Annotated in this window: 27 protein-coding genes; 15 read left to right on the plus strand and 12 right to left on the minus strand. The window is 68.7% G+C overall.

Features of this window, described 5'->3' with window-relative positions:
* Positions 1-16 precede the first annotated feature (16 nt).
* The 3 genes from benC to WFH44_RS11375 are packed head-to-tail and all read left to right on the plus strand — an operon-like array spanning position 17 to position 4,595.
* On the plus strand, positions 17-1,060 hold the full coding sequence (benC, locus tag WFH44_RS11365; RefSeq protein WP_336713981.1) for a benzoate 1,2-dioxygenase electron transfer component BenC: 1,044 nt from the start codon (positions 17-19) through the stop codon (positions 1,058-1,060).
* Positions 1,057-1,884, plus strand: coding sequence for a 1,6-dihydroxycyclohexa-2,4-diene-1-carboxylate dehydrogenase (locus WFH44_RS11370; protein ID WP_336713982.1), 828 nt, complete (start codon positions 1,057-1,059; stop codon positions 1,882-1,884). The genes benC and WFH44_RS11370 overlap by 4 nt, the downstream gene beginning before the upstream one ends.
* Positions 1,885-1,922: 38 nt before the next feature.
* The gene (locus WFH44_RS11375) at positions 1,923-4,595 is read left to right on the plus strand and encodes a helix-turn-helix transcriptional regulator (protein WP_336713983.1); all 2,673 of its coding nucleotides are present in this window, start codon (positions 1,923-1,925) and stop codon (positions 4,593-4,595) included.
* 43 nt (positions 4,596-4,638) lie between these two features.
* On the opposite strand, the gene catC is transcribed toward WFH44_RS11375, so the two are convergent.
* From catC to WFH44_RS11390, 3 genes are read right to left on the minus strand one after another with little or no spacing between them, the layout of a single operon-like run.
* Positions 4,639-4,917 (minus strand): muconolactone Delta-isomerase, encoded by a 279-nt coding sequence (gene catC / locus WFH44_RS11380; RefSeq protein WP_262106758.1) that lies wholly within the window; start codon positions 4,915-4,917, stop codon positions 4,639-4,641.
* A gap of 41 nt (positions 4,918-4,958) precedes the next feature.
* Positions 4,959-6,065 (minus strand): enolase C-terminal domain-like protein, encoded by a 1,107-nt coding sequence (locus WFH44_RS11385; protein WP_336713984.1) that lies wholly within the window; start codon positions 6,063-6,065, stop codon positions 4,959-4,961.
* The gene (locus tag WFH44_RS11390; protein ID WP_336713985.1) at positions 6,062-6,958 is read right to left on the minus strand and encodes a LysR family transcriptional regulator; all 897 of its coding nucleotides are present in this window, start codon (positions 6,956-6,958) and stop codon (positions 6,062-6,064) included. The genes WFH44_RS11385 and WFH44_RS11390 overlap by 4 nt, the downstream gene beginning before the upstream one ends.
* Before the next feature lie 205 nt (positions 6,959-7,163).
* On the opposite strand from WFH44_RS11390, the gene WFH44_RS11395 reads away from it, so the two are divergent.
* The 3 genes from WFH44_RS11395 (at position 7,164) to WFH44_RS11405 (ending at position 8,845) form a co-directional block, all read left to right on the plus strand.
* On the plus strand, positions 7,164-7,457 hold the full coding sequence (locus WFH44_RS11395) for a DUF503 domain-containing protein (RefSeq protein ID WP_336713986.1): 294 nt from the start codon (positions 7,164-7,166) through the stop codon (positions 7,455-7,457).
* A gap of 122 nt (positions 7,458-7,579) precedes the next feature.
* A complete protein-coding gene (locus tag WFH44_RS11400; RefSeq protein ID WP_262106761.1) occupies positions 7,580-8,005 on the plus strand; it encodes a hotdog fold thioesterase in 426 nt (141 codons plus the stop codon).
* A gap of 9 nt (positions 8,006-8,014) precedes the next feature.
* A complete protein-coding gene (locus tag WFH44_RS11405; RefSeq protein WP_336713987.1) occupies positions 8,015-8,845 on the plus strand; it encodes an aldo/keto reductase in 831 nt (276 codons plus the stop codon).
* A 39-nt stretch (positions 8,846-8,884) separates the two neighbouring features.
* Here WFH44_RS11405 and WFH44_RS11410 read toward each other — a convergent pair whose 3' ends face one another.
* Both WFH44_RS11410 and WFH44_RS11415 read right to left on the minus strand, forming a co-directional pair.
* The gene (locus WFH44_RS11410; RefSeq protein ID WP_336713988.1) at positions 8,885-9,070 is read right to left on the minus strand and encodes a hypothetical protein; all 186 of its coding nucleotides are present in this window, start codon (positions 9,068-9,070) and stop codon (positions 8,885-8,887) included.
* A 139-nt stretch (positions 9,071-9,209) separates the two neighbouring features.
* A complete protein-coding gene (locus WFH44_RS11415; RefSeq protein WP_336713989.1) occupies positions 9,210-10,319 on the minus strand; it encodes a fatty acid desaturase family protein in 1,110 nt (369 codons plus the stop codon).
* Between the two features lie 345 nt (positions 10,320-10,664).
* On the opposite strand from WFH44_RS11415, the gene WFH44_RS11420 reads away from it, so the two are divergent.
* From WFH44_RS11420 to WFH44_RS11435, 4 genes are all read left to right on the plus strand, one after another.
* Entirely contained in the window at positions 10,665-10,868 is a 204-nt protein-coding gene (locus WFH44_RS11420; protein WP_264797393.1) for a cold-shock protein, read from the plus strand.
* A 155-nt stretch (positions 10,869-11,023) separates the two neighbouring features.
* Positions 11,024-11,629, plus strand: coding sequence for a hypothetical protein (locus WFH44_RS11425; protein WP_336713990.1), 606 nt, complete (start codon positions 11,024-11,026; stop codon positions 11,627-11,629).
* Between the two features lie 18 nt (positions 11,630-11,647).
* Complete coding sequence (locus tag WFH44_RS11430) at positions 11,648-12,343, plus strand: PspA/IM30 family protein (RefSeq protein ID WP_336713991.1); 696 nt, start codon at positions 11,648-11,650, stop codon at positions 12,341-12,343.
* Positions 12,340-13,308: a D-2-hydroxyacid dehydrogenase gene (locus WFH44_RS11435; RefSeq protein ID WP_336713992.1), complete on the plus strand. Its 969-nt coding sequence runs from the start codon at positions 12,340-12,342 to the stop codon at positions 13,306-13,308. Before WFH44_RS11430 ends, WFH44_RS11435 begins: the two co-directional genes overlap by 4 nt.
* A 51-nt stretch (positions 13,309-13,359) precedes the next feature.
* Here WFH44_RS11435 and WFH44_RS11440 read toward each other — a convergent pair whose 3' ends face one another.
* From WFH44_RS11440 to WFH44_RS11450, 3 genes are read right to left on the minus strand one after another with little or no spacing between them, the layout of a single operon-like run.
* On the minus strand, positions 13,360-14,778 hold the full coding sequence (locus tag WFH44_RS11440) for an amidase (protein ID WP_336713993.1): 1,419 nt from the start codon (positions 14,776-14,778) through the stop codon (positions 13,360-13,362).
* A complete protein-coding gene (locus tag WFH44_RS11445; protein WP_336713994.1) occupies positions 14,775-15,548 on the minus strand; it encodes a maleate cis-trans isomerase family protein in 774 nt (257 codons plus the stop codon). Before WFH44_RS11445 ends, WFH44_RS11440 begins: the two co-directional genes overlap by 4 nt.
* Positions 15,545-16,309 (minus strand): maleate cis-trans isomerase family protein, encoded by a 765-nt coding sequence (locus WFH44_RS11450; protein WP_336714157.1) that lies wholly within the window; start codon positions 16,307-16,309, stop codon positions 15,545-15,547. The genes WFH44_RS11445 and WFH44_RS11450 overlap by 4 nt, the downstream gene beginning before the upstream one ends.
* Positions 16,310-16,398: 89 nt before the next feature.
* Here WFH44_RS11450 and WFH44_RS11455 point away from each other — a divergent pair, with 89 nt between their 5' ends.
* The 4 genes from WFH44_RS11455 (at position 16,399) to WFH44_RS11470 (ending at position 18,482) form a co-directional block, all read left to right on the plus strand.
* Positions 16,399-16,923 (plus strand): DUF3830 family protein, encoded by a 525-nt coding sequence (locus WFH44_RS11455; protein ID WP_336713995.1) that lies wholly within the window; start codon positions 16,399-16,401, stop codon positions 16,921-16,923.
* 318 nt (positions 16,924-17,241) lie between these two features.
* Positions 17,242-17,628, plus strand: a complete 387-nt coding sequence (locus tag WFH44_RS11460; RefSeq protein WP_336713996.1) for a hypothetical protein — start codon at positions 17,242-17,244, stop codon at positions 17,626-17,628.
* Positions 17,629-17,941: 313 nt separating this feature from the next.
* Positions 17,942-18,169, plus strand: coding sequence for a hypothetical protein (locus WFH44_RS11465; RefSeq protein ID WP_336713997.1), 228 nt, complete (start codon positions 17,942-17,944; stop codon positions 18,167-18,169).
* 121 nt (positions 18,170-18,290) lie between these two features.
* Entirely contained in the window at positions 18,291-18,482 is a 192-nt protein-coding gene (locus WFH44_RS11470; RefSeq protein WP_336713998.1) for a hypothetical protein, read from the plus strand.
* Positions 18,483-18,549: 67 nt separating this feature from the next.
* Here the strand turns inward: WFH44_RS11470 and WFH44_RS11475 are convergent, their stop codons facing one another.
* A complete protein-coding gene (locus tag WFH44_RS11475; protein WP_336713999.1) occupies positions 18,550-19,014 on the minus strand; it encodes a GatB/YqeY domain-containing protein in 465 nt (154 codons plus the stop codon).
* Positions 19,015-19,234: 220 nt separating this feature from the next.
* On the opposite strand from WFH44_RS11475, the gene WFH44_RS11480 reads away from it, so the two are divergent.
* Complete coding sequence (locus WFH44_RS11480) at positions 19,235-21,055, plus strand: calcineurin-like phosphoesterase family protein (protein ID WP_336714000.1); 1,821 nt, start codon at positions 19,235-19,237, stop codon at positions 21,053-21,055.
* Between the two features lie 98 nt (positions 21,056-21,153).
* On the opposite strand, the gene WFH44_RS11485 is transcribed toward WFH44_RS11480, so the two are convergent.
* The 3 genes from WFH44_RS11485 to ppsA all read right to left on the minus strand — a co-directional run bounded on the left by WFH44_RS11485 (position 21,154) and on the right by ppsA (position 25,289).
* Complete coding sequence (locus WFH44_RS11485) at positions 21,154-21,684, minus strand: hypothetical protein (RefSeq protein ID WP_336714001.1); 531 nt, start codon at positions 21,682-21,684, stop codon at positions 21,154-21,156.
* A 344-nt stretch (positions 21,685-22,028) separates the two neighbouring features.
* Positions 22,029-22,880, minus strand: coding sequence for a pyruvate, water dikinase regulatory protein (locus WFH44_RS11490; protein ID WP_336714002.1), 852 nt, complete (start codon positions 22,878-22,880; stop codon positions 22,029-22,031).
* Positions 22,881-25,289, minus strand: coding sequence for a phosphoenolpyruvate synthase (ppsA, locus tag WFH44_RS11495; RefSeq protein WP_336714003.1), 2,409 nt, complete (start codon positions 25,287-25,289; stop codon positions 22,881-22,883).
* Positions 25,290-25,320 lie beyond the last annotated feature (31 nt).

Raw genomic sequence — 25,320 nt, forward strand, 5'->3', positions numbered from 1 at the left:
TGAAAGGAAAATCCTCATGACCTACAAGGTTGCATTGAGCTTCGAAGACGGCGTCACCCGGTTCATCAAGTGCGGGCCGAACGAGACGGTCGCCGACGCCTCCTACAAGGCGCGCATCAACATCCCGCTGGACTGCCGCGACGGCGCCTGCGGCACCTGCAAATCCCTCTGCGAATCCGGCACCTACGACGGTGGGGACTACATCGACGAGGCCCTCACCGACGACGAGGCGGAGGCCGGCTACGCCCTGCCGTGCCAGATGACGCCCAAAAGCGACCTGGTGCTGCAGATTCCCACCACCTCCGACATGGCCAAGACCGGCGCCAGCACGCACAGCGGCACCATCACGGAGATCCGGCGCTACTCCCCGACCACCATCGGCTTCAGCCTGGCGGTCGAAGACCGTGCGGCGCTCTCCTACCTGCCCGGCCAGTACGTGAACATCCAGGTCCCGGGCACGGACGTTGAGCGGTCCTACTCCTTCAGCAACGGCCCGGACACCGAGCAAATCTCCTTCCTGGTCAAGATCACCCCGGGCGGGGCCATGTCCACCTACCTCAGCGACCGGGCGGAAGCCGGGGATGTCCTGGCACTGACCGGACCGATGGGTTCTTTCTTCCTCCGCGAGCCCAAGCGGCCGGCGCTGCTGCTCGGCGGCGGCACCGGGCTGGCGCCCCTGCTCGCGATGCTCGAAACCATGACGACGGCGGCGCCTGGCCAGCCCGTGCACCTCATCCTGGGCGTGACCACGGACGAGGACCTGGTGGAGCTGGACAAGCTGCGCCACTACGCGGACACCATCGAGGGCTTCACCTGGGACTACTGCGTCGCCGATCCGGAGAGCGATGCCCCGAACAAGGGCTACGTCACCGCCCTGATCGAGCCGACCCACGTCAACGACGGCGACGTCGACGTCTACCTCTGCGGCCCGCCTCCCATGGTCGAAGCGGTGCGCGGCTTCCTGAAGTCCGAGGGCATCACACCCGCGAACTTCTACTCCGAGAAGTTCGCCCTGGCCGCCGCTCCCGCTACCGGCGACCTCGTCGGGGCCTCCGCATGAGCACCGGCTCCGCGGCCGCCCCGGCGGAACGGCCGGGACGGGTTTTCCCCGGGCGGTTCGACGGCAAGGTCGCGGTGGTGACCGGTGCCGCGCAAGGCATCGGGCTGGCGGTGGCGCGCCGGATCAGTGCGGAGGGCGCCGCCGTCGTGCTGGTTGACCGCTCCGAGCTCGTCCACGAGGTCGCCGCGGAACTGTGCGCGGCGGGGGCCAAGGCGACCAGCGTGACGGCCGACCTGGAGCAATTCGCCGGCGCGGAAGCGGCGGTGGCCGAGGCGGTGGCGGCGCATGGCCGGATCGACGTGCTGGTCAACAACGTCGGCGGCACCATCTGGGCCAAGCCGTACGAGCACTATGCCGGCGAGGAGATCCAGCAGGAGATCCAGCGCTCCCTGTTCCCGACCCTGTGGACGTGCCGGGCGGCGCTGCCGCACTTGGTCGAACAGGGCGCGGGCGTGATCGTGAACGTCTCCTCGGTGGCCACCCGCGGTGTCAACCGGGTGCCCTACGCGGCGGCGAAAGGCGGGGTGAACGCGCTCACGCAGTCGCTGGCCCTGGAGGCCGCTCCGCACGGCATCCGCGTCGTCGCCACCGCGCCCGGCGGCACCGAAGCGCCGGTGCGGAAGGTCAAGCGCGGGCCGGAACCGGAGCAGGAGCAGGAGAAGGCCTGGTACCAGCAGATCGTCGACCAGACGGTGAATTCGTCGCTGCTGAAACGCTACGGAACGCTGGACGAGCAGGCCGCCGCCATCGTTTTCCTGGCCTCGGACGAAGCCTCCTACATCACCGGCACCGTCCTGCCCGTAGCCGGCGGCGACCAGGGCTGAACTGTGCCGCAGGGCACATCGGGCTAATCTCGTAGTCTATGGTCCACCGGAATCACCACAGCCTGTTCGTCGGGCGCCAGCAGGAGCTCTCCGTCCTCGGGGAGCTCCTGCAGGACGTTAAACTGTCCCGCCCCAGGACCGCGGTCCTCACCGGTCGCAGCGGAACCGGCAAGAGCGCCGTCCTCGACCGGTTCCTCGCCGAACACCCGGAGCTGCAGGTCCTGCGCTCCGGAGGGCTGGAATGGGTCCGGCCCGAGCCGCGATCCGGCCTGGGCCGGATCGCTGCCGGAGGAGACCCGGCCCGGCTGGTGGCCTCCCTCCAGGCGCAAGGGCCCGTCGCCGTCGTTCTTGAGGACATCCAATGGGTCGATGCCGAATCCGTGCACGAGCTGCTCCAACTGGCGGCAGACCCGTCCGCCGGCGCGCTGTTCCTGCTGCTGACGCTGGACAGCAGCGCCGCGCTTGACCCCGCCACCGCGCGCCACCTGTCCGGCCACTCGATCTCCAAACTGGCGCTGGAGCCGCTGTCCCCAGCGGAAATCCGGGAACTGCACGAGCTGCTGACCGGCCGCACCCTCGCCGGCCCCGCGGCCCAGCAGCTGCGCCGCCACACGGGAGGCAAGCCGGGCTACGTCCGCGAACTGGTACCCGAGCTGCCGCCCGCCTTCGCCAGTGTCGGCATGAACCGGCTGCCGGCGCCCTCGTCGACCGCCGCACAGGTGGCGCGCCAGCTCGAGGAGGCGTCCGACGACGCGCGGGCGCTGATTGAAGCGACGGCCATCATCGGACAGTCCGGCGACCTCTTCGACATCGCCGCGATCGCCGAAATCTCCCGTCCGCTCGCCGTCATGGACGCCGGCGTGGCGACGGGCCTGCTGCGCACGGAGTTCACCGACAGCGCGCATCTCCTGGATTTCCGGCTCCCGCTGTTCCGTGCCGCCGTCTACGACACGCTCTCCGGGGAGCGGCGGGCCGCCCTGCACCGGCAGGCTTCCCGAGTCCTCCCTGACGAGGCCCTGCAGCTTTGGCATCTGGCGCGGTCCGCCCCGGACGCGGACGACGCGCTGGCGGACCGGCTCGACGAGTTCGCCGCCGGCCAGGCGTCCAACGGGGCGTGGGCCGCCGCCGCTGATGCCCTGCTGGAGGCCAGCCGGCTCAGCACCCGGGCCCGCGACCGGCAGGGCCGCCTGGTCCGGGCGGTGGACGCCTTGGTGGGGGCCGGCCGCATGGTCAAGGCCATCCGCCTGCTGCCGGCGCTGGAAAGCCTGCCGGCCTCGGCCGAACGGGACGGCGTGCTCGGCTACCTTGCCGCCTGCCGGGGACGCGAGGGCGAGGCCCGGTTCCATCTGGACAATGCGTGGCGGCGCAGGCCGTCCGGGGACCGCGCCACAGGCGCCAGGATTGCCCAGCGCCAGGTCATCCACGCGCTGGCCCGCTGGCAGGGAGCCGATATCGTCGAATGGGCCACGCGTGCGGTGGAGCTCGCCGAACCCGGTAGCCCCACCGCCATCGAGACCAAGGCCATCATCGGCCTGGGGCTGGCCGCCTCGGGCCAGCCGGATGCCGCGCGCAGGCACTACGAGGCCGTGCTGGCGGACGCCCCGCCGGGCGCGCACAGCCAGCGGGTCCTGCTGGGCAGCGGCTGGACCAGGCTGGCCTTGGACGATCCGGAAACCGCGCGGATGCAGCTGGAAGCCGCGGTGCCCAGCGAGTACCGTTCCGGCTCGCTGCGCATCTCGCTGTGGGCCAGCGCCTGGCTCGCCCGGACGCACTTCACCCTCGGCGACTGGGATGCCGCCCTCTCCGTCGTGGGTGCGGCGTCGGCCCAGTTGGAACGGGCCCAGCTGGACCTGCTGCGGCCGCTGATCCATTGGACCGCCGTGCAGATCCATGCCCTGCGCGGCAACCCCGCGCAGGCCCGGGAGCACCTGCTGCTGGGCGCCGCCTTGGCGGAGAATTACGAGAGCATGGTCAATCCCGCGCTGCTGGCCCACGCCCAGCTGCTGGAGGCGGCCGCCGACTACCAGGGCGTGGTCCGGGTGCTGGCTCCGCTGGCACAGACCCGTTCTGCGCAGCTGGCCGAACCGTTCTTCTGGATCTGGCAGGACACCTACGCCAATGCCCTGGTGGTGCTGGACCGGGTCGACGAAGCCTCCGCTTTCCTGGCGCCCTACGAGAGCCTCGCGGCGGAGCGCCGGCACCGCACCTCGCTGTCGCAGCTGAGGTCGGTCCGCGGCCGCATCCACGCCGCCAAGGGCGACCTGGACGCCATGCGCCGTTCCTACCAGAGCGCCCTCGGACAGCTGGAGGCGCTGTCCGCGCCGTACTACCGGGCGCGCGTGCAGTACTCCTACGGACAGAGCCTGCGGCGGGCAGGCAAACGCAGGGAATCCGCGGAGCAGCTGGCGGCGGCCCGGCAGGCCTTCGTCCTGCTGAACGCGCAGGTCTACGTGGCGCGCTGCGAACGCGAACTCGTGGCGAGCGGCGTGGACATACAGCGCCGGGATGATCCGACGGGCACTTCGCTCACGGCCCAGGAGGAAGCCGTCGCCCGGCTCGTCGCGCGGGGCAAGAGCAACCGGGAGGCAGCCCAGGAGCTGATCGTCTCCGTGAAGACCGTGGAGTACCACCTCACCCGGATCTACGCGAAGCTCCAGATCCGGTCCCGCACCGAGCTGGCCGCGCGCTACCGGCCGGAGGACCAGGCCTAGGGCCGGACCCTCCGGCCGGGCGGGGCCGGAGGGTCTCGCGGTGCTACTTGATCGAAGACGGGTGCTTCGCCAACGGGATCACGTCGATGTCCATGTACGGGAAGAGCGGCAGGCCGGAGAGCAGCTCGTGCAGCTCGTCATTGCTTTCGACGTCGAACACCGAGTAGTTGGCGTACTCGCCCACGACCCGCCAGATGTCCGCCCAGCGGCCGTCCTTCTGCAGCTCCTGCGAGTAGGCCTTTTCCGTCGCCTTGATCGATGCCGCCTCCTCGGCGGGCATGTCGACCGGCAGGTTTACGTCCATTCGAACCAAAAACAGCATGTGCTTCCTCTATTCGTTTATCCGTTGTGTTTGTTCTTGTTCTACTTGGTGTCCTGGCGGTAATGCGCCAGCTTGGCTTCGTCGATGGCTGCGCCCACGCCCGGCACCTGCCGGACCCCGATCGCGCCATCCTTGATCACGATCGGCTCGGCCAGCAGGTCGTCGCTCATGTCCAGGAAGTTGGACAGCTCGCCGGCCCGCCGGGAGGACGCCTCGTGGGCGGCGCCGAACGTAACGGTGGCGATGGTACCGACCTGCGTGTCGATCTGGTTGCCCATGGTGACGTCCACGCCCAGCCCGGTGCAGAGCCCGAGGATCCGGGTGGCTTCGGTGAAGCCGCTGCGGGCGGTCTTGATGCAGATCGCGTTGCAGCCCCCGGCGAGCAGTTCGCGGGAGACGTCCCCCGCCGTCGGCACGCTTTCATCCCCGACGATCGGGATGGGCGACTTGTCCACCAGCCGCTTCCGGCTCATGGTCTCCTTGGCGTCGCACGGTTCCTCGAGCAGGGACAGTCCCAGCCCCTCGGTCCGGCGCAGCACCTCGAGCGCCTCGTTGGCGGTCCACCCGCGGTTGGCGTCCAGGTAGATGTCGGTGTCCTCGCCGAGCCCCTCGCGGAGCACATGGCACGCCTCGATGTCGAGCGCCAGCGGCCGCCGGCCGACCTTCAGCTTGAAGGTGTTGATGCCGTAGTCGCTGCGGAAGCGCAGGGCCTCGTCCAGCAGCTTCTGCGCCGGCTGGAAGCCAAGCATGTGGCTGACCTGCATCGAATCGGTGTAGCCTCCGAGCATCTGGCTGACCGGCATCCCCGCCGCCTGGCCGAAGATGTCCCAGAGCGCGATGTCCAGCCCGCCCTTGGCAGTCTGGTTGTGGATGGTGCGGCCGAGCACCTGGTGGATCTTTTCCCGGTCCAGCGGGTCCAGCCCGATGATGCCGGGAGCGAAGATCTTGTTGATCACCGCGACGATCGAGTCCTGCGTCTCGCCGTAGGTGTACGGGCGCGGCGGGGTGTCCGCGCTGCCGACGATGCCCTCGTCCGTGTGCACGCGGATCAGCACATGGTCCGCCTCGGTGACCTGCCCGCTGGCGAACTTCAGCGGCTTGTTGTACGGAATGGAGTAGGGGATGGCCTCGATGCGTTCGATTTTCACGACGTCTGGTCCTTCATGGGTTGGGAGATTTCCTGCATAAGTTCGATAAAGCGCGCCAGCATCGGCCGCTGGTCGCCGGCCCGCCATGCGACGGCAAGTTCAACCGCGGGCGGATCCGCCAGCGGCCGGAACACCGTGCCGGCCAGCGAGAAGGTCCGGGTCGCCGCCGGAATCAGCGCCACCCCCGTGCCCGCCGCCACGAAGGACAGCAGCGTGGAGGTCTCGCGCGCTTCCTGCACGACCGAGGGCGCGAAACCGGCCTTGCGGCAGGCCTCCATGAAGATCCGGTAGACCACGGAATCGCGGGGGTAGGAGATGAACTGCTCCCCCGCCAGCTGCTGCAGCGACAGCCTTTCCTCCGCGGCGAGCGGATGATCATGCGGCAGCGCGGCGATGAGTTCGTCCCGCTCCAGCGGCCGCAGTTCCAGCCGGTCCGAATCCACCGGGGGGCGCAGCACGCCCACGTCCAGCACGTGTTCCTCCAGCCCGGAGATCAGCTGCGGGGTAAGCATCTCGCCGCGGACCTTCAGCTGCAGTCCCGGCAACTGCTCCTTCGCTTCGCGGACCACCCGAGGCATCAGCCGGTAGGTGGCGGAGCCCGTGAAGCCGATCCGCAGGATGCCCTTCACGCCGCTGCCGACCTGGGCAACGTCGGATTCCAGCGACTCGAGCTCCTCGAGGATCCTCCGGCCGCGTTCGAGCAGCAGCTCCCCCGCGGGCGTCAGTTCCACCTTCCGGGTGGTGCGCGCCAGCAGCAGCGTGCCGAGCTGTTCCTCCAGCTGCTTGATCTGCTGGGACAGCGGCGGCTGCGCCATGCGGAGCCGGTCGGCGGCCCGGCCGAAGTGGCGTTCCTCCGCCACCGCGACGAAGTAGCGCAGATGCCGTAATTCCATTGGACACGCTCCTTCCATCGGGCTCCGATTCGTCGTCCCAAGATTAGGCCGCGGCGAAGCCCGGTTGGAAATACATATTGACCCTTGATTGATATTCCAAACGTCTCAAATCTAGCGCGCGAGGGTCGGCCCCGGCACCCCTGCGGAGGGTACGACGGCGGGAGCGGGCCTTCCCCCGCGACCGCCGCGGAGGCAGGATGAACCTATGTGGATTGGCTGGATAGAGTTCGACCTCCTGCTGGGGGACGTCCACTCCCTCAAGGAAAAGCGGTCCGTGATCAGGCCGATCATCGCGGAGATCCGCAAGCGGTACGACGTCTCCATCGCGGAGGTCGGCCAGCATGACCTCTACCGCCGGGCTGAGGTGGGGATCGGCATGGTGGCTCCGGACCGCGCGCACGTCGTCGAAGTGCTGGACGCCGCGGAGAACCACATCGCCTACCGGCCGGGCGTGGACCTGCTGAGTGCCCGGCGCCGGATCATCTCCAGCGATGATTGAGGACGCGACCGTCGAGGACGATGGACGGCCGTGCGCAGATGTGACGGACCCGGCGGGTGCCGCGGCCCCGTGCTTGCTACGGTAGGACGAGACCCGCGCCACAGCCTGGAGGAACCGTGACCATGCCCGCCACCGAAGAAGGATTCGCCAGCGTCGAGGACCTGATCCGCCATCGCTACTCCTTTGACAAGGCCTCCCAGCATCTGGGCATAGAGGTCGTCTCCGCCGAAGCCGGCCGGGTCACCATGGCCATGGACGTCCAGGACAGCATGCTCAACGGGCACGGGATCCTCCACGGCGGCTACCTCTTCACGCTCGGCGACACGGTATTCGCCTTCGTCTGCGAATCCCTCGGCCACCCCTCGGTCTCCCGGCAGGCCGAGATCACCTACATCGCGCCGGGCGGCGCCGGCTCACGGCTCATCGCCAGCGGAGTGGAACGCACCCGCTACGGCCGCAACAACATCGTCGACGTGACCATCGAAGACCAGGACGGCCAGCACCTGGCCGAGGTCCGCGTCTTCGGCGTCTTGGTCCCCAAGAAGTAAGGAACCCGCATGGCCCAGGTCCCCGACGTCGTACTCAACAACGGTGTCAGCATTCCGCAGCTCGGTTTCGGCGTGTTCCAGGTCCTCCCGGGCGAAACGCAGCAGGCGGTCGAGGCGGCGCTGGAATCCGGCTACCGGCACATCGACACCGCCGCCGCCTACCGCAACGAGGCCGGCGTGGGCGCGGCGATCCGGGTCAGCGGGCTGCCCCGCGAGGAACTGTTCGTCACCACGAAGCTGCGCAACGGCGAGCAGCACGCGGCACGCAGCGCCTTCGACGCGAGCCTGGCCCAGCTCAGGCTGGACTACGTCGACCTCTACCTGATCCACTGGCCGGTCCCGTCGCAGGGGCGGTACGTGGAGGCGTGGAAGGAACTGGAAAAGATCCAGTCCGACGGCGGCGCCCGGGCGATCGGGGTATCGAACTTCCTGCCCGAGCACCTTGAGACCCTGCTCGCGGACGCCCGTACCACCCCGGCCGTGAACCAGCTGGAGATCCACCCCAGCCTGCAGCAGGCCGCCGCGGTGGACAAGAGCCGCGCCCTCGGCATGGCCGTGGAGGCCTACAGCCCGCTCGGGCAGGGCGTGGACCTGGACCATCCCGTGATCACGTCCCTGGCGGAACGGCGCGGCGCCACCCCCGCCCAGATCATCCTCGCCTGGCACCTGTCGCAGGGCACCATCGTGATACCGAAGACCGTCAACCAGGCCCGCATGGCCGAAAACCTGGCCTCGGCCGGGATCACGCTGACGGCCGAGGACGTGGCGGCCGTGTCCGCGCTGGAGGCCGGCAACCGGGTCGGCGCGGATCCGGCGACGGCGGCGTTCACCCAGCTCTAGGCCCGCGGACCGGCCCCGCCCGGGAGGACCGGCCGGCCGTCAGGCCTGTGGCCCGGCCTCCAGTAGCTCCTTGAGCCGCCGCAGGTCCTTGCGGTTTTCGCGGCGCATCGCCGCGGCCATGAACGGGCCGGCCAGCTTCGGGAAGCCGGTGGGCTTCCCGGCGTTCCGAAGGGACATCCGCGTCTCCACGGGCCCCAGTTCCTCCCAGCGATAAGTCGTCTCCATCGGGAAGGGGCCCTGCGCGGTCCGGATCGGCGGCAAAGCCGGCTACTTCCGCAAGGGGACGGCGGATCACGATCTCTGTCAGGACATCTACCACGTTGCCCATTCAGTCATTCCCGGCCCGCCGTTGCAAGGCACGTGGTCAGCGCGGGCGGTACTGGGTGACCATCGGGCAGTCGAAGGGGTCGCGGGCGGAGAGCCCGACCTTATTGAGGTAGTTGATGACGATGCCGTAGGACTGCGGCAGGGTCGCCTCGGTGTACGGGATCTTGTGGGCGGCGCAGTATCCCCGCACGATCTCGCTGGCGCGGGCCAGGTTGGGGCGCGGCATGCTGGGGAAGAGGTGGTGCTCGACTTGGTAGTTCAGGCCGCCCATGAAGGCGTTGATCGCCCGGTTGCCGAACCGGGTCCGTCCGGTGACGTTGCGGCTGGTCAGGACCTGGCGGCTGAGGAAGTCGATCCTCGACCCCTCGGGGATCAGCGGCATGCCCTTGTGGTTCGGCGCAAAGGACGCCCCCATGTATACGCCGAACACCGCGAGCTGGACGCCGACGAAGGCGAAGGCCATCCCCAGCGGCAGCATGTAGAAGACCACCGCGACATAGGTGGCGAGCCGGCCGAAGACCATTGACAGCTCCCGCTTGCGGCCCTTGACGGCTTCCTTGGTGAAGAGGTAGCGGATGGAGGTCGCGTGCAGGTTCAGGCCCTCGAGGGTCAGCAGCGGAAAGAACAGGTAACCCTGCCGGCGCGTCAGCCAGGCCATGAAGCCCTTGCGAGCCTTCGCCTGCTCCGGGAGGAAGGAGATCGTGTCCTGCTCGATGTCCGGGTCCTTGCCCAGGGTGTTGGGATTGGCGTGGTGCCGGTTGTGCTTGTTGGTCCACCACTGGTAGCTGACGCCCACGAACAGATTGGCCAGCACCCGGCCGGCACGGTCGTTGGCCGGGCCCGATTCGAACACCTGGCGGTGCGCGGCCTCGTGCGCGATGAAGGCCAGCTGGGTGAACAGGACCCCCAGCACGCCGGCAATGATCAGCTGGAACCAGCTGTCACCGAGGAGCACGAAGCCGGTGGCGGCGCCGGCGAGGCCCAGGCAGAGGGCGATGAACAAGGTGATGTAGAAAGACCTGCGCCGCCGGAGCAGGCCCGCCTCGCGGATGGTCTTGATGAGGCTGGAGTAGCTGCTCGACCCGGCGGTGCCGCGCGCGGGGCGGACAGCTGGGCGGGCGCTGGGGGCAGAGGCGGTAATCGTCATGCGGCCTTCAGGGGATTGGGTTCGACTTCCCAGCCGCGGAAAAGGGCGATTGCCCGGCAGATGTTGGCCAGTGTAGCCCGGCAACCTGCACACCGGCTGAATGGATGGCAAATTAGCGGGACGGATCCGTCCGGGTCCGGGGATGACGGCGCCCGCAGCGGCTTTGGTCGGGGGCCGACGGGACCATGCTGTAGAGTTGGACGCGTAGTTGTTGTGTTGCGCATTTGATTTTGAGCAACAGGCTCCTCCACCCGGGGGACTTGTGCTTCTCTGAACGGCGGCAAAAGAACACCGCTGCAGGGGGCTCCGAAAGACGGGGCTTGCACAAACTCCGAGGAGTACAAAATGGCAACTGGAACCGTGAAGTGGTTCAATTCCGAAAAGGGCTTCGGCTTCATCGCTCCCGATGACGGATCGGCCGACGTTTTCGCCCACTACAGCGCGATTGAATCCAATGGCTACCGCGAACTCCGCGAAGAGCAGAAGGTCCAGTTCGAGACCACGCAGGGCCCCAAGGGCCTGCAGGCCGCGAACATCCGCCCCCTCTAAGGACGGCGGGGCGGCCATGCGCCGCTGACTGAGCTTTCGATAGCCGGTTCCTCTTCGGAGGAGCCGGCTTTCCTCGTTCCGGGGTTCGGGGAACCCCCGAAGCCCCGCCATTCGTTGTCTGGCGGGAAGGTGAGGTGGGGATGCAGACTAGTCTTATGCTTGATATGTCCGTTGATGCCAGCGCCGCTGATTTTATCTCCGAGGTCGTGCCGCAGATCCTGCTGATCGCCGGCACTTTCGTCCTGGTCATGGGGCTGGCGTTCGCGTTGGCGTGCTGGCTGGTGGTCCGCCGGATCCGGCGCTCCAGGAAGTTGCGGCAGAGCATGCGCAAGGGACAGCTGATGGTGCGGGTCGCCACCGGAGACCCGTCCAAGCGGCAACTCGCCAGGATGAGGATGCAGCTGCAGCGTTCGTCCGAGGCGACAGAGCGCTCACTCGCCGCGGCCTCGGGCCAGGGCCGTCCCGTAGGCGAGCTGCCGGCGGTCGCGCTGAACCTCTCCCGGGCCGAACAGGCCCTCGATGCCCAGCTTCACCTGGCCGAGCGCGAGCCGGATCCCCATCTGCGGAAGGTCCTCGTCCCGGGCCTGCAGAAGGAAGTCGACCAGCTGTGCGGCCTGGGCTCGCAGCTGCGGCAGTCCGTGCTGGAAACCGGACACACGGTCAGCACTACGCGGCTGCAGCAGGTCGGCTCGCATCTGGCCATGGAGCTGGAGGCGTTGCAGACCTGGAACCAGTCCTATAAATCCCGGCAGCGCCACTAACCCGGCGCGAGGAGAACAATGTCGATCCGACGGCGCCTGAAGCGCATCGTCCAAGCCAACCGCACTGCCCGCCAGCCGCCGGCGGATCCGATGCAGACGCTGGATGAGACCTACGCCAACCAGCTGGACCTGCTGGACCAGGCCCGCCGCAGCGCCGCGGACGTCGCGGCCAACAGGCGCCGCGTCGAGCTGCTCGCCGACCAGGCCGCCGCCGAAGTGGCCGCCCTGGACCGGGCCGCGGAACAGGCGGTCGCGGCAGGCAACGACGACGGCGCGCGGCAGGCTTTGCAGCGGAGCATCGCCGTGCGCAAGCGGATGGAGACGCTGACCGCCCAGCGCCGGCAGCTCGATGACCAGGTCCGCGGGCTGGAACAGACCCTGCTGCGCCTGGAGCATCGGATCGAGGATTCCCGGCTGCACTACCAGTCGCTGAAGGCCACGCACAGCGCCGCGCAGGCCGCCCTCGGCATGCAGGAGGCGGTCAGTTCCTCCGGCCGGCAGGCCGCCGACGCGCGGGAAGCCGCCCGCCAGGCCGAGCAGGAGGCCCGCACCCTGCAGGCCCGCGCCGCCGCCTACGAGGAGCTGTCCTGGTCCGATCCGGATTCCCCGCAGGTGCGCCAGGCCTTTGAGGAACTCGAGACCCGGATGGAGGCCGAGGACGGGCTGCGGCAACTGAAGGAACGGAAGGGCATCGACCCCGGCCAGCCGGCATGAGCCGCCCTGTCGTCACCGTGCTGTGCCAGGATGGCCACCGTCCGCCCGGCCTGGACGCAGTGGAGGCCGCCGCCGAGGTCCGCTATGCGACGGCCGCGGGACTGGCCGAAGCGCTCGAGGGCGCTCAGGTCCTGTTCCTCTGGGACTTCTTCTCCACCGCCCTGCAGGATGCCTGGCCCGCGGCGGATTCGCTCGAGTGGGTCCATGTGCCCGCGGCCGGCGTGGACAAGCTCCTCTTCGACGGACTGCGCGATTCGCGGGTTGCCGTGACCAACGCCCGCGGGATCTTCGACCGGCCGATCGCGGAATTCGTGCTGGCGGGCATGCTCGCGTTCGCGAAGGACCTGCCCGGGCTCAACGCGCAGCAGCGGCAGCAGACCTGGCGGCACCGGCCCACCGGAGGGCTGTCCGGCCTGCGCGTGCTGGTAGTCGGGACCGGTTCGATCGGCCGCGAAACCGCCCGGTTGCTCAGGGCCGTCGGCATGGACGTGGCCGGCGCCGGACGGACGGCGCGGTCCGGCGACGAAGACTTCGGCGAGATCCATGCCTCCGCTGACCTGGCCGCCGTCGTTCCCGGGTTCGACTACGTGGTCATGGTGGCGCCGCTGACCGGGCAGACCCGCCATCTCATCGACGCTCCCGTGCTGGACGCGATGAAGCCAGCCGCGCGCCTGGTCAATGTGGGACGCGGCGCGTGCGTGGATACGGATGCGCTGGTGGATGCGCTGCGGACCGGCTCGATCGCCGGAGCCATGCTGGATGTGTTCGAAACCGAGCCGCTGCCGGCCGGGCACCCGCTGTGGACCATGGAGAACGTCATCATTTCGCCCCACCTGAGCGGCGACGCGCAGGGCTGCCTGCCGCAGCTCGCCGCGCAATTCGCCGACAACTTCGCGCGCTTCAGCCGCGGCGAACCGCTGCTCAACGAGATCGACAAGCAGCTGGGCTTCGCCGCGCCGCATTAGCCGCCCCGGTCCGTGCCAGCTGCCGCCAGCAGCGCAGCCTCCCCTGCCGACCTACCCGCCGGCCAGCACCGGTGGCTGCGGCCACGGCCCCCGCGCCTGCTCGTAGGCGTACGCAGCCCGCAGCACCAGCGCATCCGCGTGCCGCGCCCCGACCAGCTGCAGGCCGACCGGCAGGCCGGACGGGGTCAGGCCGCAGGGCACCGACACCGCCGGCTGCTGCGTCATGTTGAACGGGTAGGTGAACGGGGACCATTCGGCCCAGCGCTTCAGGCCCGACCCCGGCGGGACCTCGCAGCCGACGTCGAACGCCGGGAGCGGCATGGTCGGCGTCGCCAGCAGGGCGTACTCTTCGTGGAAGGCGCCCAGCTGCCGGCCGAGCGCCGCCCGCACCGCGTTCGCATCCAGGTACTCGTCGATGGTGACGGCCTGGCCCTGGCGGCAGACCTCCAGCAGCGCCGGGTCCAGCTCGCCCCACCGCTCCTCCGGGTAGCCTCGGATCACCTTGCCCGCGCCGGCGAACCAGAGCGTGTGGTACTCCGCCAGCGGGTCCCGCAGCCTCAGGTCCACCTGCTCTACCTCCGCACCGAGGCCGCGAAGGAGCCCGACGGCGGCCTCCACCGAGGCGGCGACCTCCGGTTCGACGTGCGCATAGCCGAGGTCCGGGCTGTAGGCGATCCGCAGCCCGTCCACACCGTCGCGCAGCCCGTCGAGGAACGACCCGCGCGGAGCGGCCAGCGCCGACCAGTCCCGGCTGTCGAAGCCGGCCAGCGCATCCAGCATCAGCGCATTGTCCTCGACGGTACGCGTCATCGGCCCCGCGTGCGCCAGCGTGCCGTACGGCGTCGGCGGATACAGCGGGATGGTCCCGTAGGTGGGCTTCAACCCGACGATCCCGCAGAAGGAGGCCGGGATGCGGACGGAACCGCCGCCGTCGGTTCCCACGGACAGCGCGCCCATGCCCAGCGCCACCGCCGCCGCCGAACCGCCCGAGGAGCCGCCGGACGTCTTCGACGGATCCCAAGGGTTGCCGGTATTGCCGGTCAGCGGGCTGTCCGTCACGCCCTTCCAGCCGAACTCTGGCGTGGTGGTCTTGCCCAGGAACACGGCGCCGGCCCGGCGCAGCGCGGCCACGGCCGGGGCGTCCTCGGTCCATGGCTGGTCCGGATCGATCAGGGTCGAGCCCCGCAGCGTCGGCCAGCCCCGGGTCAGCAGCAGGTCCTTGATCGAGGCCGGGACGCCGTCCAGCGCCCCGGCGGGCTCGCCCCGCAGCCAGCGCGCCTCCGATTCCCGCGCGGCCGCGAGCGCCTCGTCTCCGGCAATGAGGCAGAAGGCGTTGACCTTGTCGTTGAGCGTGTGGATCCGGGCCAGCGCGGCCTCGGCCGCCTCGACGGGCGAAACGGACTTCGCCCGGTAGCGGGCCAGCAGTTCGGCAGCGGACAGGTCCGCCAACGACGTCGTTGCAGCAGTCATGCCGGGTCTCCTCCTTTTGCGGGGGCGGTGTCCGCGGTCCGGAACAGCCGGCCCAGCCCGTCGATGCGGCCCAGCCCGTCCAGTCTGCCGGCGATCCGCAGCCCTTCCCACACCGTTACCTGGTTGGCTGTGAGCACGGTCTTGCCCACAGCCTCTTCCAACTCATCCAGCCACGCCAGCGAATGCACCGCGGTATCCGGCACCAGCACGACTTGAGCGTCCGGCCGGTCCGCGGCGGCCGCCATCCGCGCGATCTCCGGCAGGCCCATGCGCCCGGCCTCGCCCGCCGTCGGAATGCCGCTGCTGTCCAGATTGACGACGGCGATCCCCGCCTCCGCGAGGAACGTCCGGAAGTGCCGGGCCAGGTCTTCGGGGTAGCTGGCCGCCACGGCTACCGTCTCCAGGCCCAGCCGCCGGACGGCGTGGGCAAAAGCGAGGGACGTCGACGACGCCGGTCGACCCGCCGCCGCGGCGAGTTCGGCGGCCTGCCGGCGGGCGCCGGCGAAACCGAAGACGAAGGAGCCGGAGGTACACGCCCACATGACGGAATCCGGCCCGCGCAGCGCCAGCCGCCGGACGCCGTCGAGCAGGTTGGCGGCGCTGCCCACCCGGCGCAGGGTGGCCACCGTGTGCTGCACATCGCCGCCGGCCGTCGTCACCAGCGGCAGCCGCAGCAGTCCGGTCAGCCGCCGCTCGAGGCCGGGGAAGTCATCCTCCGCCCCGACCCCGGGGTAGAGCAGCCCGATGACCGGGGCGGCCGCGCGGTTCATCGGGCCGACCCGTCGGCCCGCACCGCGAGCAGCCGCTGCCCGGGGCCCGCCGGCTCCAGTCCGAGGTAGTCCAGCGCGGCCCACATGGCCGCCTGGTTGGCGGTGACGAGCGGCTTGCCCAGGTACTCTTCGAGCGGGGCGATCAGGTGGTAGGTCGGCAGGTTGGTGCAGGCCACAACAACGGCCTCGGCCTCCGCGCAGTCCGCCGAGGCGATGAGTTCCGCCGTGCGGGCGTACGGAACCTTCCAGATTTCGCCGGCCAGGCCGAGCATCGAGGCACGCCGGACCTGCAAGCCGCCCTCCTCGAGGAAGTCCGCGAAACGCTGGGTGACCGCCGCCGTGTAGGGGGCGGCGACGGCCACCCGCCGGACCCTGAGCGCGGACAGCGCCGCCAGGATTGCCCCCGAGGCCGTGACCAAGTGCGGCAGGCCCGCGGCCCGGACCGCGGAGACCAGTTCCCGCTCCCCCGCCACGCCGTGGACGAAGGACGCGGACGTGCAGGCGTATACGTAGCAGTCCGGCGCCACGGCGCTGACCCTCCGGGACGTCTCGGTGATCATCTCCGGGCGGGCGAGCTGTTCTGCCTGCGTGATATCGACCGCGGAGGGCTCGAACGGCGACCGCGCGAAATAGAGGTCCGCCTGGCCCTCCGCCCAGCGTCCCATTTCGTGGTCGAGCGCCATGTCATACGGGGCGACGACGCCGATCTTCCTGAGCACAACGGGGCCCGGCGGAACCATTGAGGCCAGGTCTTTCAGCATGTCCACCACCGCCCAGGATCGTTGATTGTTGACAATCCTAGGGGATGAGCCACTAGGCTCGCATCAACTATTTCGGCGCTGGAGGATCCATGGACCGTTTCCTGAAGGTATCGCTCGAAATGCGCGGCGTCTCCTGCATCGCGCGGCTGCTCGATGCCGAGGCGCCCCGGACGGCCGCGGCCGTATGGGACGCCCTGCCGCTGTCCGGGCAGGTCTTCCACGGCAAGTACGCCCGCAACGAGATCTACCAGCTGGTGCCGGCCTTTGCCCCCGTTGAGCCGGGGCCGGAAAACACCACCGTGACTCCCATCCCCGGCGACCTCTGCTACTTCACTTTCAACGCGGACATCCTCAACACCCCGTCGCATGGCTACGGAGCCCAGGACGAGGTCAGCACCCCGGAGGCCATCATCGACCTGGCCCTCTTCTACGGGCGGAACAACCTGCTCCTGAACGGGGACCAGGGCTGGGTGCCCGGAAACGTCTTCGCCGCCGTCGTCGAGGGACTGGACGAGATGGCCGCTGCCTGCCAGAGCATCTGGATGGACGGCGCCCGCGGTGAAACCCTCAGCCTGGCCCGCTACGAAGGCGGCTCCGGGGACGCGGATCGGTAGTTTGAGGACGAGGCCGCATGTGTCCTGGTTGTCAAGCCCCAGTTTGGGTGTTGTTGGCCCTCAAAGTGCGGCTTACTGTGACTACACCACCGGAACGGCCGGTGGTGGGGAAGGGCTCGGGGGCGAGCATTCAATCCACTCGTTGGGAACCTGCGCAGGTTCCCAAAAGGACCGCCCAAACGGCACGGCGGGAGGGTCCTGCACTAAGAGGGCGGCACGCTTGATGAAGGGCCGGGGGCTCGTGCCGTTCGGGAAGCGGCACCGCGGGCGATGGGCCCACGTGCCGACGGATCCCGGCACCACGAGGAAGCCATCGCGATGAGAAAGTCACCAACGTGGCGGCTGCTGCTGCTCATGGCAGGAGTAGTGCTCGGCTTGATCGCGGGCCCGGGCGTCACGGCCCCGGCCGCCGCAGCCGAGTTCACCCCGGCCGCCGCCCAGCGACTGACCCTGGAGGTCAACAGCAACGGCAGCTACGTCGTCCAGGGGAGGAACTACAAGGACAGCGTCGTCGACGTCTGGATCGTCAAGGTCAGCGGCCGCGACCGGGTCGTCGACCACCAGCGCGTCAGCCCCGGGGGCGACGATGCCTTCACGATCCGCGGCTGGGGCCTGGTCTGCAGCGAGACCTACCAGGCCGTGAGCTACAGCCACAAGGACGACTGGGATCGGAGCGACCGCGAGCGCGTCCGCTGCGACCGCTGAATCCGTCCCGAAGCCGAACGGCAGGCACGCCACCCGGTGCGGCACGGACAGAGCAGACTGGGAAGGAGGGAGGACCGGGTCCGCCGGTCCTCCCTCCTCGTCAGCCAGCGGAATCCCGGCAACCGGGGCGAGTCGCCGGGATCCGGGTCTCTGACTGCGTCTACTGTCGCTGGCCGCACTTGGAAAAGCCTTGCATCGGGCATGCTGGCGGAATTTTGGCGATTGCTGGCAGGAATCGCGGCCATGGAACGGGAGCAGACCGGCGTTGATATTAGTGTCAGCGCCACGCAGACCCGACCCGAAAGAAGGAGCCATGAGCCTCCAACCCGCGGAATACTGGCTGGACATGCACAACGCCGAACTGCGCCTCAGGCTGGCCGAAGCCGAACGCCTCCGCCGCCGCAAAGAAGCCGGTGTGCGCCCGGCCCGGCGCGGCGTTCAGTGGCGGGCGCGGCTCGCGGCCCTCGCAACCCGTACGGCCGCATTCGCCCGCCACGGCAGCCGACCGGCCGCCGTCGGCCTTTCCCCTTGCCCCGACTGACGCCGACCCACACGGCTGCCCGTCCCTCACCGGGCGAGCAGGACAACCGCCCCGTCTCGGAACGCTGTCGGTTGCCGTCGGAAAGGAGGACGATTAAGGGACGAGGTGAAGGAGGTTCGCGATGTGCTATGCCTCGAATAGGGATTTCGGCTGGCGCTTCCGGAAGGAAGCGGCCGGCAAGCCGGAAAAGCGCGACAAGGATGACGACATCCGCGTCGAGTCCTGGACCGCAGCAGATGACACCACGGTGCAGGCGTTCCTGGACCAGGCCACGGCAGGCGAAGAGGAAACGGCCAGCGACCGGACCCCGTAGCGCCGTCCGGCCAGGAGCAACGAAGCCCCGCGGAGGAACCGCGGGGCTTCACTATGTCCGCCGGCCGTCAGGCGAGGCGCTTGCGGACGATCTCGCTGACGGCCTTGCCGTCGAAGCGGCCGGCGACCTTGGCCGTCACGGGCTTCATCACGACGCCCATCTGGCGCATTGATGGCTCCGTCCCGTCCGCCTTCAGCCCGGCGATGACCTCGTCCACGATGGCTTCGACGTCGGTCTCGGACAGCGGTTCCGGCAGGTAGGCCTCGATCACCTCTGCCTCCGCAATCTCGGCCGCCGCGCGCTCGGCCTCGCCGGCTTCCGTGTAGATGCGGGCCGTGTCGCGCCGCTTGGCCGCTTCCTTCTGCAGCACGGCCGTCGTCTGGGCGTCGTCCAGCTCGACCGGGGTCTTGCCTGACTTCTCCTTGGTGCCGATTTCGCCCAGCACGTTGCGCACAGTGGTCAGGGCAGTCTTGTTGCCCGCCTTCATGTGGGCAACGACGTCGGCCTGGAGCCTTTCCTTCAAAGTCGCCATGGTGGTCCTCGCTTTTCTCGTCCTGTCCTTACTCAGGATTCTCGCACCCCCGCGAACGGACGCGCACACCGGCGGGCGCGCGAACGCCGTCGGACGCCATTCGTAAAGCTTGCTTCCCACCCCCGTGGCCTTGCCTTGGTTAAGTGTTTACCCTGCACTGAAACAGTGCCAGAGGCTGGCCAGTCCGGCCCGCCTCACATCACCGCTCCGGAGGTTCCTCGTGCGCCCCAATATCCCCCAACGATCCGCCGTCCCGCTCGGCCTGGCCGCCGGCACCGTGGCACTCACCGTCGCCGGAAGCCTGCTCTCCCCCGCCGCGACTGCGGCTCCCGTCCAGGTTCCGTCCACAACAGATTCCTCCGCCACTGCCTTCCGAGGCGGCATCGAAGTCATCGAGGGTCCCGATGACGACCAGCAGGTCATCGACGGCGCCGTCTTCGAGGACAAGAACAGGAACTCCAAGCAGGACGCCAACGAGCCGGGCGTCCCGGGAGCGACCGTCTCCAACGGCCGCGATGTCGTCACCACCGACGGCCAGGGCCGCTACGAACTGCCGGCGTTCGACAACATGACCGTCTTCGTGACCCAGCCCCGCGGCTACCAGGTACCCGTCGACGAGGACAACGTCGCCCAGTTCTTCTACCACCACCTGCCCGAAGGCTCGCCGGAGCTGAAGTTCGGCGGGCTCGAGCCGACCGGCGCACTGCCGGATGCCGTAAACTTCCCGCTCGCCAAGAGTGCGCTGACCCAGTCCCCCGAACAGCACTGCCTCATCGGCGGGGACATCCAGACCTACGACCAGGAAGAGGTTGGCTTCGCGAAAAACGGCGCCTTCGCCGACCTGGCCGCGCGCGACGACTACGCCGGCTGCGGCGCCCTCTTCATCGGCGACGTCGTCGGCGACGACCTCTCGCTGTACCCGCAGACCCGCGAGCTCGCCGGCATGCTCAACGGCCCCGCGCGCTTCCTGCCCGGCAACCATGACCTCGACTTCGACGCCACCAGCGGCGAGCACACCTTCGATACCTTCAAAGCAAACCTCGGGCCCGACTACTACTCGTACGACGCAGGCAAGGCCCACGTCGTCGCACTGAACACCGTGGAGTACCCGACCAAGCACCCGGCGGCCAAGGGCGACTACAACGGCGCGCTGGACGAACAGCAGCTCGAGTGGCTGCGCAACGACATCGCAAAGGTGCCGGACAACAAGCTGATCGTGCTGGCCGCCCACATCCCGCTGCTGGACTATGCAGACCAGGGCAGTGCCAAGCACCAGGTGGACCAGGTCGCCGAGATCTACGAAATCCTTGAGGGCCGCGAAGCCGTGGCACTCGGAGGACACACGCACAGCATCGAGAACATGCGCACCGGCGATTCCCTCGAGGGCTGGGACAAGCTCTTCGGCGTGGAGGGACTACCCTTCCCGCACATCACTGCCGGCGCCATCTCCGGCGACTGGTACTCCGGACGCGCGGACCGCAATTACCCGCTGGCGGTCCAGCGCGACGGCGGACTGCCAGGCGTCCTCACCCTGGACATCAAGAACAACACCTTCCAGGAGCGCTTCACCGTCCGCGGCGAAGACGACTCCCTGCAGATGGCCCTGGGCCTGAACACCCCGCGCTACCGCGACTGGTATGCCGCGAACCTCGCCAAAAAGGGCTCTGCGCCCGAGTTCACCGATCCGACGGCGGTCTCGAAGTCCGATCTGGCCGGCGGCACCTGGCTGACCACCAACTTCTGGATGGGCAGCACCGGCTCCACGGTCAAGGTGCAGATTGACGGCGGCCAGACCGTCGAGGCCGAGCGCACCCAGAAGATGCGGGGCGAAGGCCAGCTCGTCGGAGCCGAGTGGTCGGACCCGGTCGCCGTGCAGGAGCAGTTGGTCAACGGCGGCAGCCTTGCCGACCGAATGATGCACCTGTGGCGGCTCGAGCTGCCTTCCGACCTGAGCGTCGGCCAGCACACCGCCAAGGTCACCTCGACCGACGTCTACGGGCGCGAGTTCACCGAGAGCCTGAGCTTCCAAGTGACCGAGTAGCTACGGCCCGTCCGAACCAGAACGGTGCCGGCGCCCATCGAAGCCGCTGCGGCTCTCGGTTGGTGCCGGCACCGGCGCTTATTCGTCGTCGTTCCTGCTCACCGGTCGGGGTAGTTCACGAATCTTTGGACATCGCGAAGCTGTTGCTGAAGCTCCTCGACGGCGCTCTTGTACCGGGCGAATTCCATCCTGCGCCACCGTTCTTCGCGGTAGCTGGCCCACAGCGCGAAGATCCCCAGCGGGACTGCCGCCAGGCAGCCCCAGCCGGCCATCGTGAAGAAGTCGAGGGCCACGGGCACCGCCTGCTGAAAGCCGCGCAGATCGTTCACCCCGCCGATCACATTGGCCATTACGACATCCAACGGCTTCAGGTAGTCCCCGACCAGCGGCGTGGCCGACAGGGACGGCGCGGACAGGGGCGCTCCGGCGGGCCAGCGCGGGTCGATCGGATTGGCCAGCACATAAATCGCGGCACCGATGCTGGCGGCCGCAAAGACGCCCGCCGCCCCGAGGGCGCTCCAATGCAGTTTGCGTGGATACCAAAAGCGCAGCAACAGCGCCGTCCCGAGGGCTAGCGACCAAATGAAGGTCTGCAACCCGCTGATGCTGATACCGGCCAGGATATCCACTCAGAACAACCGCCTTAACTGCGCCCGTGGCTTCCTTCTTGGCGACGTTACGGGCGCGCGCACAAAGGAGCCCCGGCCACAGCTGGCCGGGGCTCCTTCAATCTATCGAAAACGCGTCTAGATTGCCGAGGCGATCCAAATGATCAGGGCAATGGCAGCCAGAATGCCGACGATTGTCCAGATAAGGTTGCTTCCGCGCATTGTGCTTCCTCCGTTCTCTCTATTGCCAACCATTCTTCCCATAGAAAGCACCCTTATGGGTTAAAGGAGCCAAATCCGCCATGGTGGGCTGTCTCACGCCCCCGGATCCGGCCAGCGGCAACCCCCTGGCTGGTCGCCGGGGCTCAGTGATGCAGCTGCATGCGCTGGAGGATGGTGGCGGAGATTTCCTCGACCGACATCGAGGCGGAGTTCACGTACGGGATCTGGTTGAACCGGTACATCTCCTCGGCGTTGCGAAGCTCGTAACTGCACTGCGCCATCGAGGCGTACCCGCTGTCGGGACGCCGTTCCGTGCGGATCTGGCTGAGCCGGACGGGCAGCGACGTCAGCCCGAAGCACTTGCGGACGAACGGCCGCAGCGGCTCCGGCAGCGTCTGCTGGGCGAAGTCCTCTTCGACCAGCGGAAAGTTGGCGGCCAGGATGCCGTGCTGCAGGGCCAGGTACATCGTCGTCGGGGTCTTGCCGCAGCGCGACGGGGCGATGAGGATCAGCTCCGCGCGTTCCAGGGCGCGGATGGATTGTCCGTCGTCGTGCTCTATGGCGTATTCGACGGCGGTCATGCGCGACTGGTACCGAATGGCGTCGCCGACGCCATGGGCCTTGCCCGGCTCGCCGCTGGCCGGGGAATGCAGCGCGTCCTCCACCCGGCCGATGTGGGTGCCGAACAGGTCCAGGAAGTGCCCCTTGCTCTGCGACAGGATCTCGCGGATCTCCCGGTTGACCGCGGTCGAAAAGACGATCGGACGCGGCCCCGAGGCCGCGATGCCGTCGATCACCTCGATGACGCGGCAGGCCTCCACAGCGGTGGTGATGAACGGAATGGTGCGGCGTTCGAACGTGTGGCCGGGAAACTGGGTCAGCAGGGTGTTGCCCAGGGTTTCCGCGGTGATTCCGGTGCTGTCCGAGAGGAAGAAGACCACGGGGGCGGCGCCGCGCGCGGCCCCCGTGGCTTCCTCATGCGTTGCCTGGGACACTCAGACCGCGGACTTGTCGCCGGTGCGGGCCAGCCGCAGCCAGGTCTCCGTCACGGCGTCGGGGTTGAGCGAGATCGACTCGATGCCCTGCTCCAGCAGCCATTCCGCCAGGTCGGGGTGGTCGCTCGGGCCCTGGCCGCAGATGCCCACGTACTTGCCGCGCGCGCGGCAGGCAGCGATGGCCATCCCGAGCAGCTTCCGGACCGCCGGGTTGCGCTCGTCGAACGCCCCGGCAACGAGCGCCGAGTCCCGGTCCAGGCCGAGGGTGAGCTGGGTCAGGTCGTTCGAGCCGATGGAGAAGCCGTCGAAGTAGTCCAGGAACTCGTCGGCGAGCAGGGCGTTGGCCGGCAGCTCGCACATCATGACGATCTCGAGGCCGTCCTCGCCGCGGCTCAGCCCGTTGGCGGCCAGCAGTTCGGTGACGCCGCGGGCCTCCTCCAGGGTGCGCACGAACGGGACCATCAGCTTGATGTTCGAGAGCCCCATCTCGTTGCGCGCGAATTTCAGGGCCTCGCACTCGAGCTCGAAGGCCTGGCGGAAGGACTCCGAGAGGTATCGGGAGGCGCCCCGGTAGCCGATCATCGGGTTTTCCTCGGTCGGTTCGAACGCGGGACCGCCGAGCAGGTTCGCGTACTCGTTGGACTTGAAGTCGGAGAGCCGGATGATCACCGGCTCCGGGGCGAAGGCTGCGGCGATGGTGGAGATGCCCTCGGCGAGCCGCTTGACGTAGAAGTCGCGCGGCCCGTCGTAGGCGGCGATCCGCTCGCGGATCTGCTGGACCGTGTAGTCCGAGAGCGCGGCGGGGCGCTCGATCTCGCCGTCCAACGCCAGCAGCGCGTTGGGGTGGATGCCGATCTGGCGGTTGATGATGAATTCCAGGCGGGCCAGGCCCACCCCGTTGTGCGGCAGCCGGGCGAAGCTGAAGGCCTGTTCCGGAGTGCCGACGTTCATCATGATCTTCACCGGTGCCGGCGGCATCGTGTCCAGCGCGGTCTCGTGCAGCGTGTAGTCGAGCAGGCCCTCGTAGACCAGCCCGGCCTCGCCCTCGGCGCAGGAGACGGTGACGGGGGTGCCGTCCGTCAGCACGCGGGACGCGTTCCCGGTGCCGACGACTGCGGGGATGCCCAGCTCGCGGGCGATGATGGCGGCGTGGCAGGTGCGGCCGCCGCGGTCGGTGATGATGGCCGCGGCCTTCTTCATGATCGGTTCCCAGTCCGGGTCGGTCATGTTCGCCACCAGGACGTCGCCCGGCTCGAACGAGGCCATCTGGTCGATCGAGGTCAGCACGCGCACCTGGCCTGCGCCGATGCGCTGGCCGATGGCGCGGCCTTCGGCCAGGACCTTGGATCGTTCGTTGAGGACGAAGCGGGAGAGGGTGCCGCTGGCCTTCCGGGACTCGACCGTCTCGGGGCGTGCCTGCAGGATGTACAGTTCCCCGTCCACGCCGTCCTTGCCCCACTCGATGTCCATGGGGCGCCCGTAGTGGGCTTCGATGGCCATCGCGTGCCGGGCCAGCTGTTCGACCTCGGCGTCGGTGAGGCTGAAGCGGCCGCGCTGTTCGCGGGTCACCGGCACGAAATCGACGGTCCGGCCGATTTCCTGCGATTCGGTGTAGGTCATCTGCAGGGCCTTCTCGCCCAGTCCGCGCTTGAGGATCGCGGGCCGGCCCGCCGCGAGGGTGGGCTTGTGCACGTAGAACTCGTCCGGGTTGACCGCGCCCTGGACCACGGCCTCGCCCAGGCCGTAGGAGGACGTGATGAACACGGCGTCGGTGAAGCCCGATTCGGTGTCCATGGTGAACATGACACCGGAGGCGCCGATGTCGGAGCGGACCATGCGCTGGATGCCGGCGGAGAGCGCAACCTCGGAGTGCGTGAACCCGTGGTGGACCCGGTAGGCGATGGCGCGGTCGTTGTAGAGCGAAGCGAAGACGTCCTTGATGGCCAGCAGCACGTTGTCGATGCCGCGGATGTTCAGGAAGGTCTCCTGCTGGCCAGCGAAGGAAGCATCCGGCAGGTCCTCGGCCGTGGCGCTGGAGCGCACCGCCCAGGAAACCTCCGACTCGTTGCCGTGGCCTTCGGTCAGCTTGGCGTAGGCGCTGCGGACCTCCTCCTCGAACCCGGCCGGGAACTCAGCCTCGCGGATCAGGTCCCGGATGGCGGTGCCGGCCTTGGCCAGCGCCGTGACGTCGTCGCTGTCCAGGCCTTCCAGGATCGCGGCGATGCCGGCCTCGAGGCCGGACTCCTGCAGGAAACGCCGGTAGGCGTCCGCCGTCGTCGCAAAACCCTCCGGGACCCGGACCCCGGCCGTGGCCAGGTTGCCGATCAATTCGCCAAGCGAGGCGTTCTTGCCCCCGACCTGTTCAAGGTCGGCCAGCCCAAGTTCAGTGAACCAAAGAACATCGGTCATAGTGTGGTGCTCCTTTTGAGAAAACAGCGTT

The organism is Arthrobacter sp. USHLN218 (genome assembly GCF_037144715.1).
In the GTDB taxonomy this organism is placed as follows: Bacteria; Actinomycetota; Actinomycetes; order Actinomycetales; family Micrococcaceae; genus Crystallibacter.

Coding starts and splice junctions, on each gene's coding strand:
- WFH44_RS11450 (WP_336714157.1), bottom strand. CDS start 16,309: ATGCTGAAAGACCTGGCCTCAATGGTTCCGCCGGGCCCCGTTGTGCTC.
- WFH44_RS11415 (WP_336713989.1), bottom strand. CDS start 10,319: ATGACGATTACCGCCTCTGCCCCCAGCGCCCGCCCAGCTGTCCGCCCC.
- WFH44_RS11465 (WP_336713997.1), top strand. CDS start 17,942: ATGAGCCTCCAACCCGCGGAATACTGGCTGGACATGCACAACGCCGAA.
- WFH44_RS11410 (WP_336713988.1), bottom strand. CDS start 9,070: ATGGAGACGACTTATCGCTGGGAGGAACTGGGGCCCGTGGAGACGCGG.
- WFH44_RS11435 (WP_336713992.1), top strand. CDS start 12,340: ATGAGCCGCCCTGTCGTCACCGTGCTGTGCCAGGATGGCCACCGTCCG.
- WFH44_RS11455 (WP_336713995.1), top strand. CDS start 16,399: ATGGACCGTTTCCTGAAGGTATCGCTCGAAATGCGCGGCGTCTCCTGC.
- WFH44_RS11440 (WP_336713993.1), bottom strand. CDS start 14,778: ATGACTGCTGCAACGACGTCGTTGGCGGACCTGTCCGCTGCCGAACTG.
- WFH44_RS11400 (WP_262106761.1), top strand. CDS start 7,580: ATGCCCGCCACCGAAGAAGGATTCGCCAGCGTCGAGGACCTGATCCGC.
- WFH44_RS11475 (WP_336713999.1), bottom strand. CDS start 19,014: ATGGCGACTTTGAAGGAAAGGCTCCAGGCCGACGTCGTTGCCCACATG.
- WFH44_RS11445 (WP_336713994.1), bottom strand. CDS start 15,548: ATGAACCGCGCGGCCGCCCCGGTCATCGGGCTGCTCTACCCCGGGGTC.
- ppsA (WP_336714003.1), bottom strand. CDS start 25,289: ATGACCGATGTTCTTTGGTTCACTGAACTTGGGCTGGCCGACCTTGAA.
- WFH44_RS11405 (WP_336713987.1), top strand. CDS start 8,015: ATGGCCCAGGTCCCCGACGTCGTACTCAACAACGGTGTCAGCATTCCG.
- benC (WP_336713981.1), top strand. CDS start 17: ATGACCTACAAGGTTGCATTGAGCTTCGAAGACGGCGTCACCCGGTTC.
- WFH44_RS11430 (WP_336713991.1), top strand. CDS start 11,648: ATGTCGATCCGACGGCGCCTGAAGCGCATCGTCCAAGCCAACCGCACT.
- WFH44_RS11460 (WP_336713996.1), top strand. CDS start 17,242: ATGAGAAAGTCACCAACGTGGCGGCTGCTGCTGCTCATGGCAGGAGTA.
- WFH44_RS11470 (WP_336713998.1), top strand. CDS start 18,291: ATGTGCTATGCCTCGAATAGGGATTTCGGCTGGCGCTTCCGGAAGGAA.
- WFH44_RS11370 (WP_336713982.1), top strand. CDS start 1,057: ATGAGCACCGGCTCCGCGGCCGCCCCGGCGGAACGGCCGGGACGGGTT.
- WFH44_RS11395 (WP_336713986.1), top strand. CDS start 7,164: ATGTGGATTGGCTGGATAGAGTTCGACCTCCTGCTGGGGGACGTCCAC.
- WFH44_RS11425 (WP_336713990.1), top strand. CDS start 11,024: ATGCTTGATATGTCCGTTGATGCCAGCGCCGCTGATTTTATCTCCGAG.
- catC (WP_262106758.1), bottom strand. CDS start 4,917: ATGCTGTTTTTGGTTCGAATGGACGTAAACCTGCCGGTCGACATGCCC.
- WFH44_RS11420 (WP_264797393.1), top strand. CDS start 10,665: ATGGCAACTGGAACCGTGAAGTGGTTCAATTCCGAAAAGGGCTTCGGC.
- WFH44_RS11375 (WP_336713983.1), top strand. CDS start 1,923: ATGGTCCACCGGAATCACCACAGCCTGTTCGTCGGGCGCCAGCAGGAG.
- WFH44_RS11390 (WP_336713985.1), bottom strand. CDS start 6,958: ATGGAATTACGGCATCTGCGCTACTTCGTCGCGGTGGCGGAGGAACGC.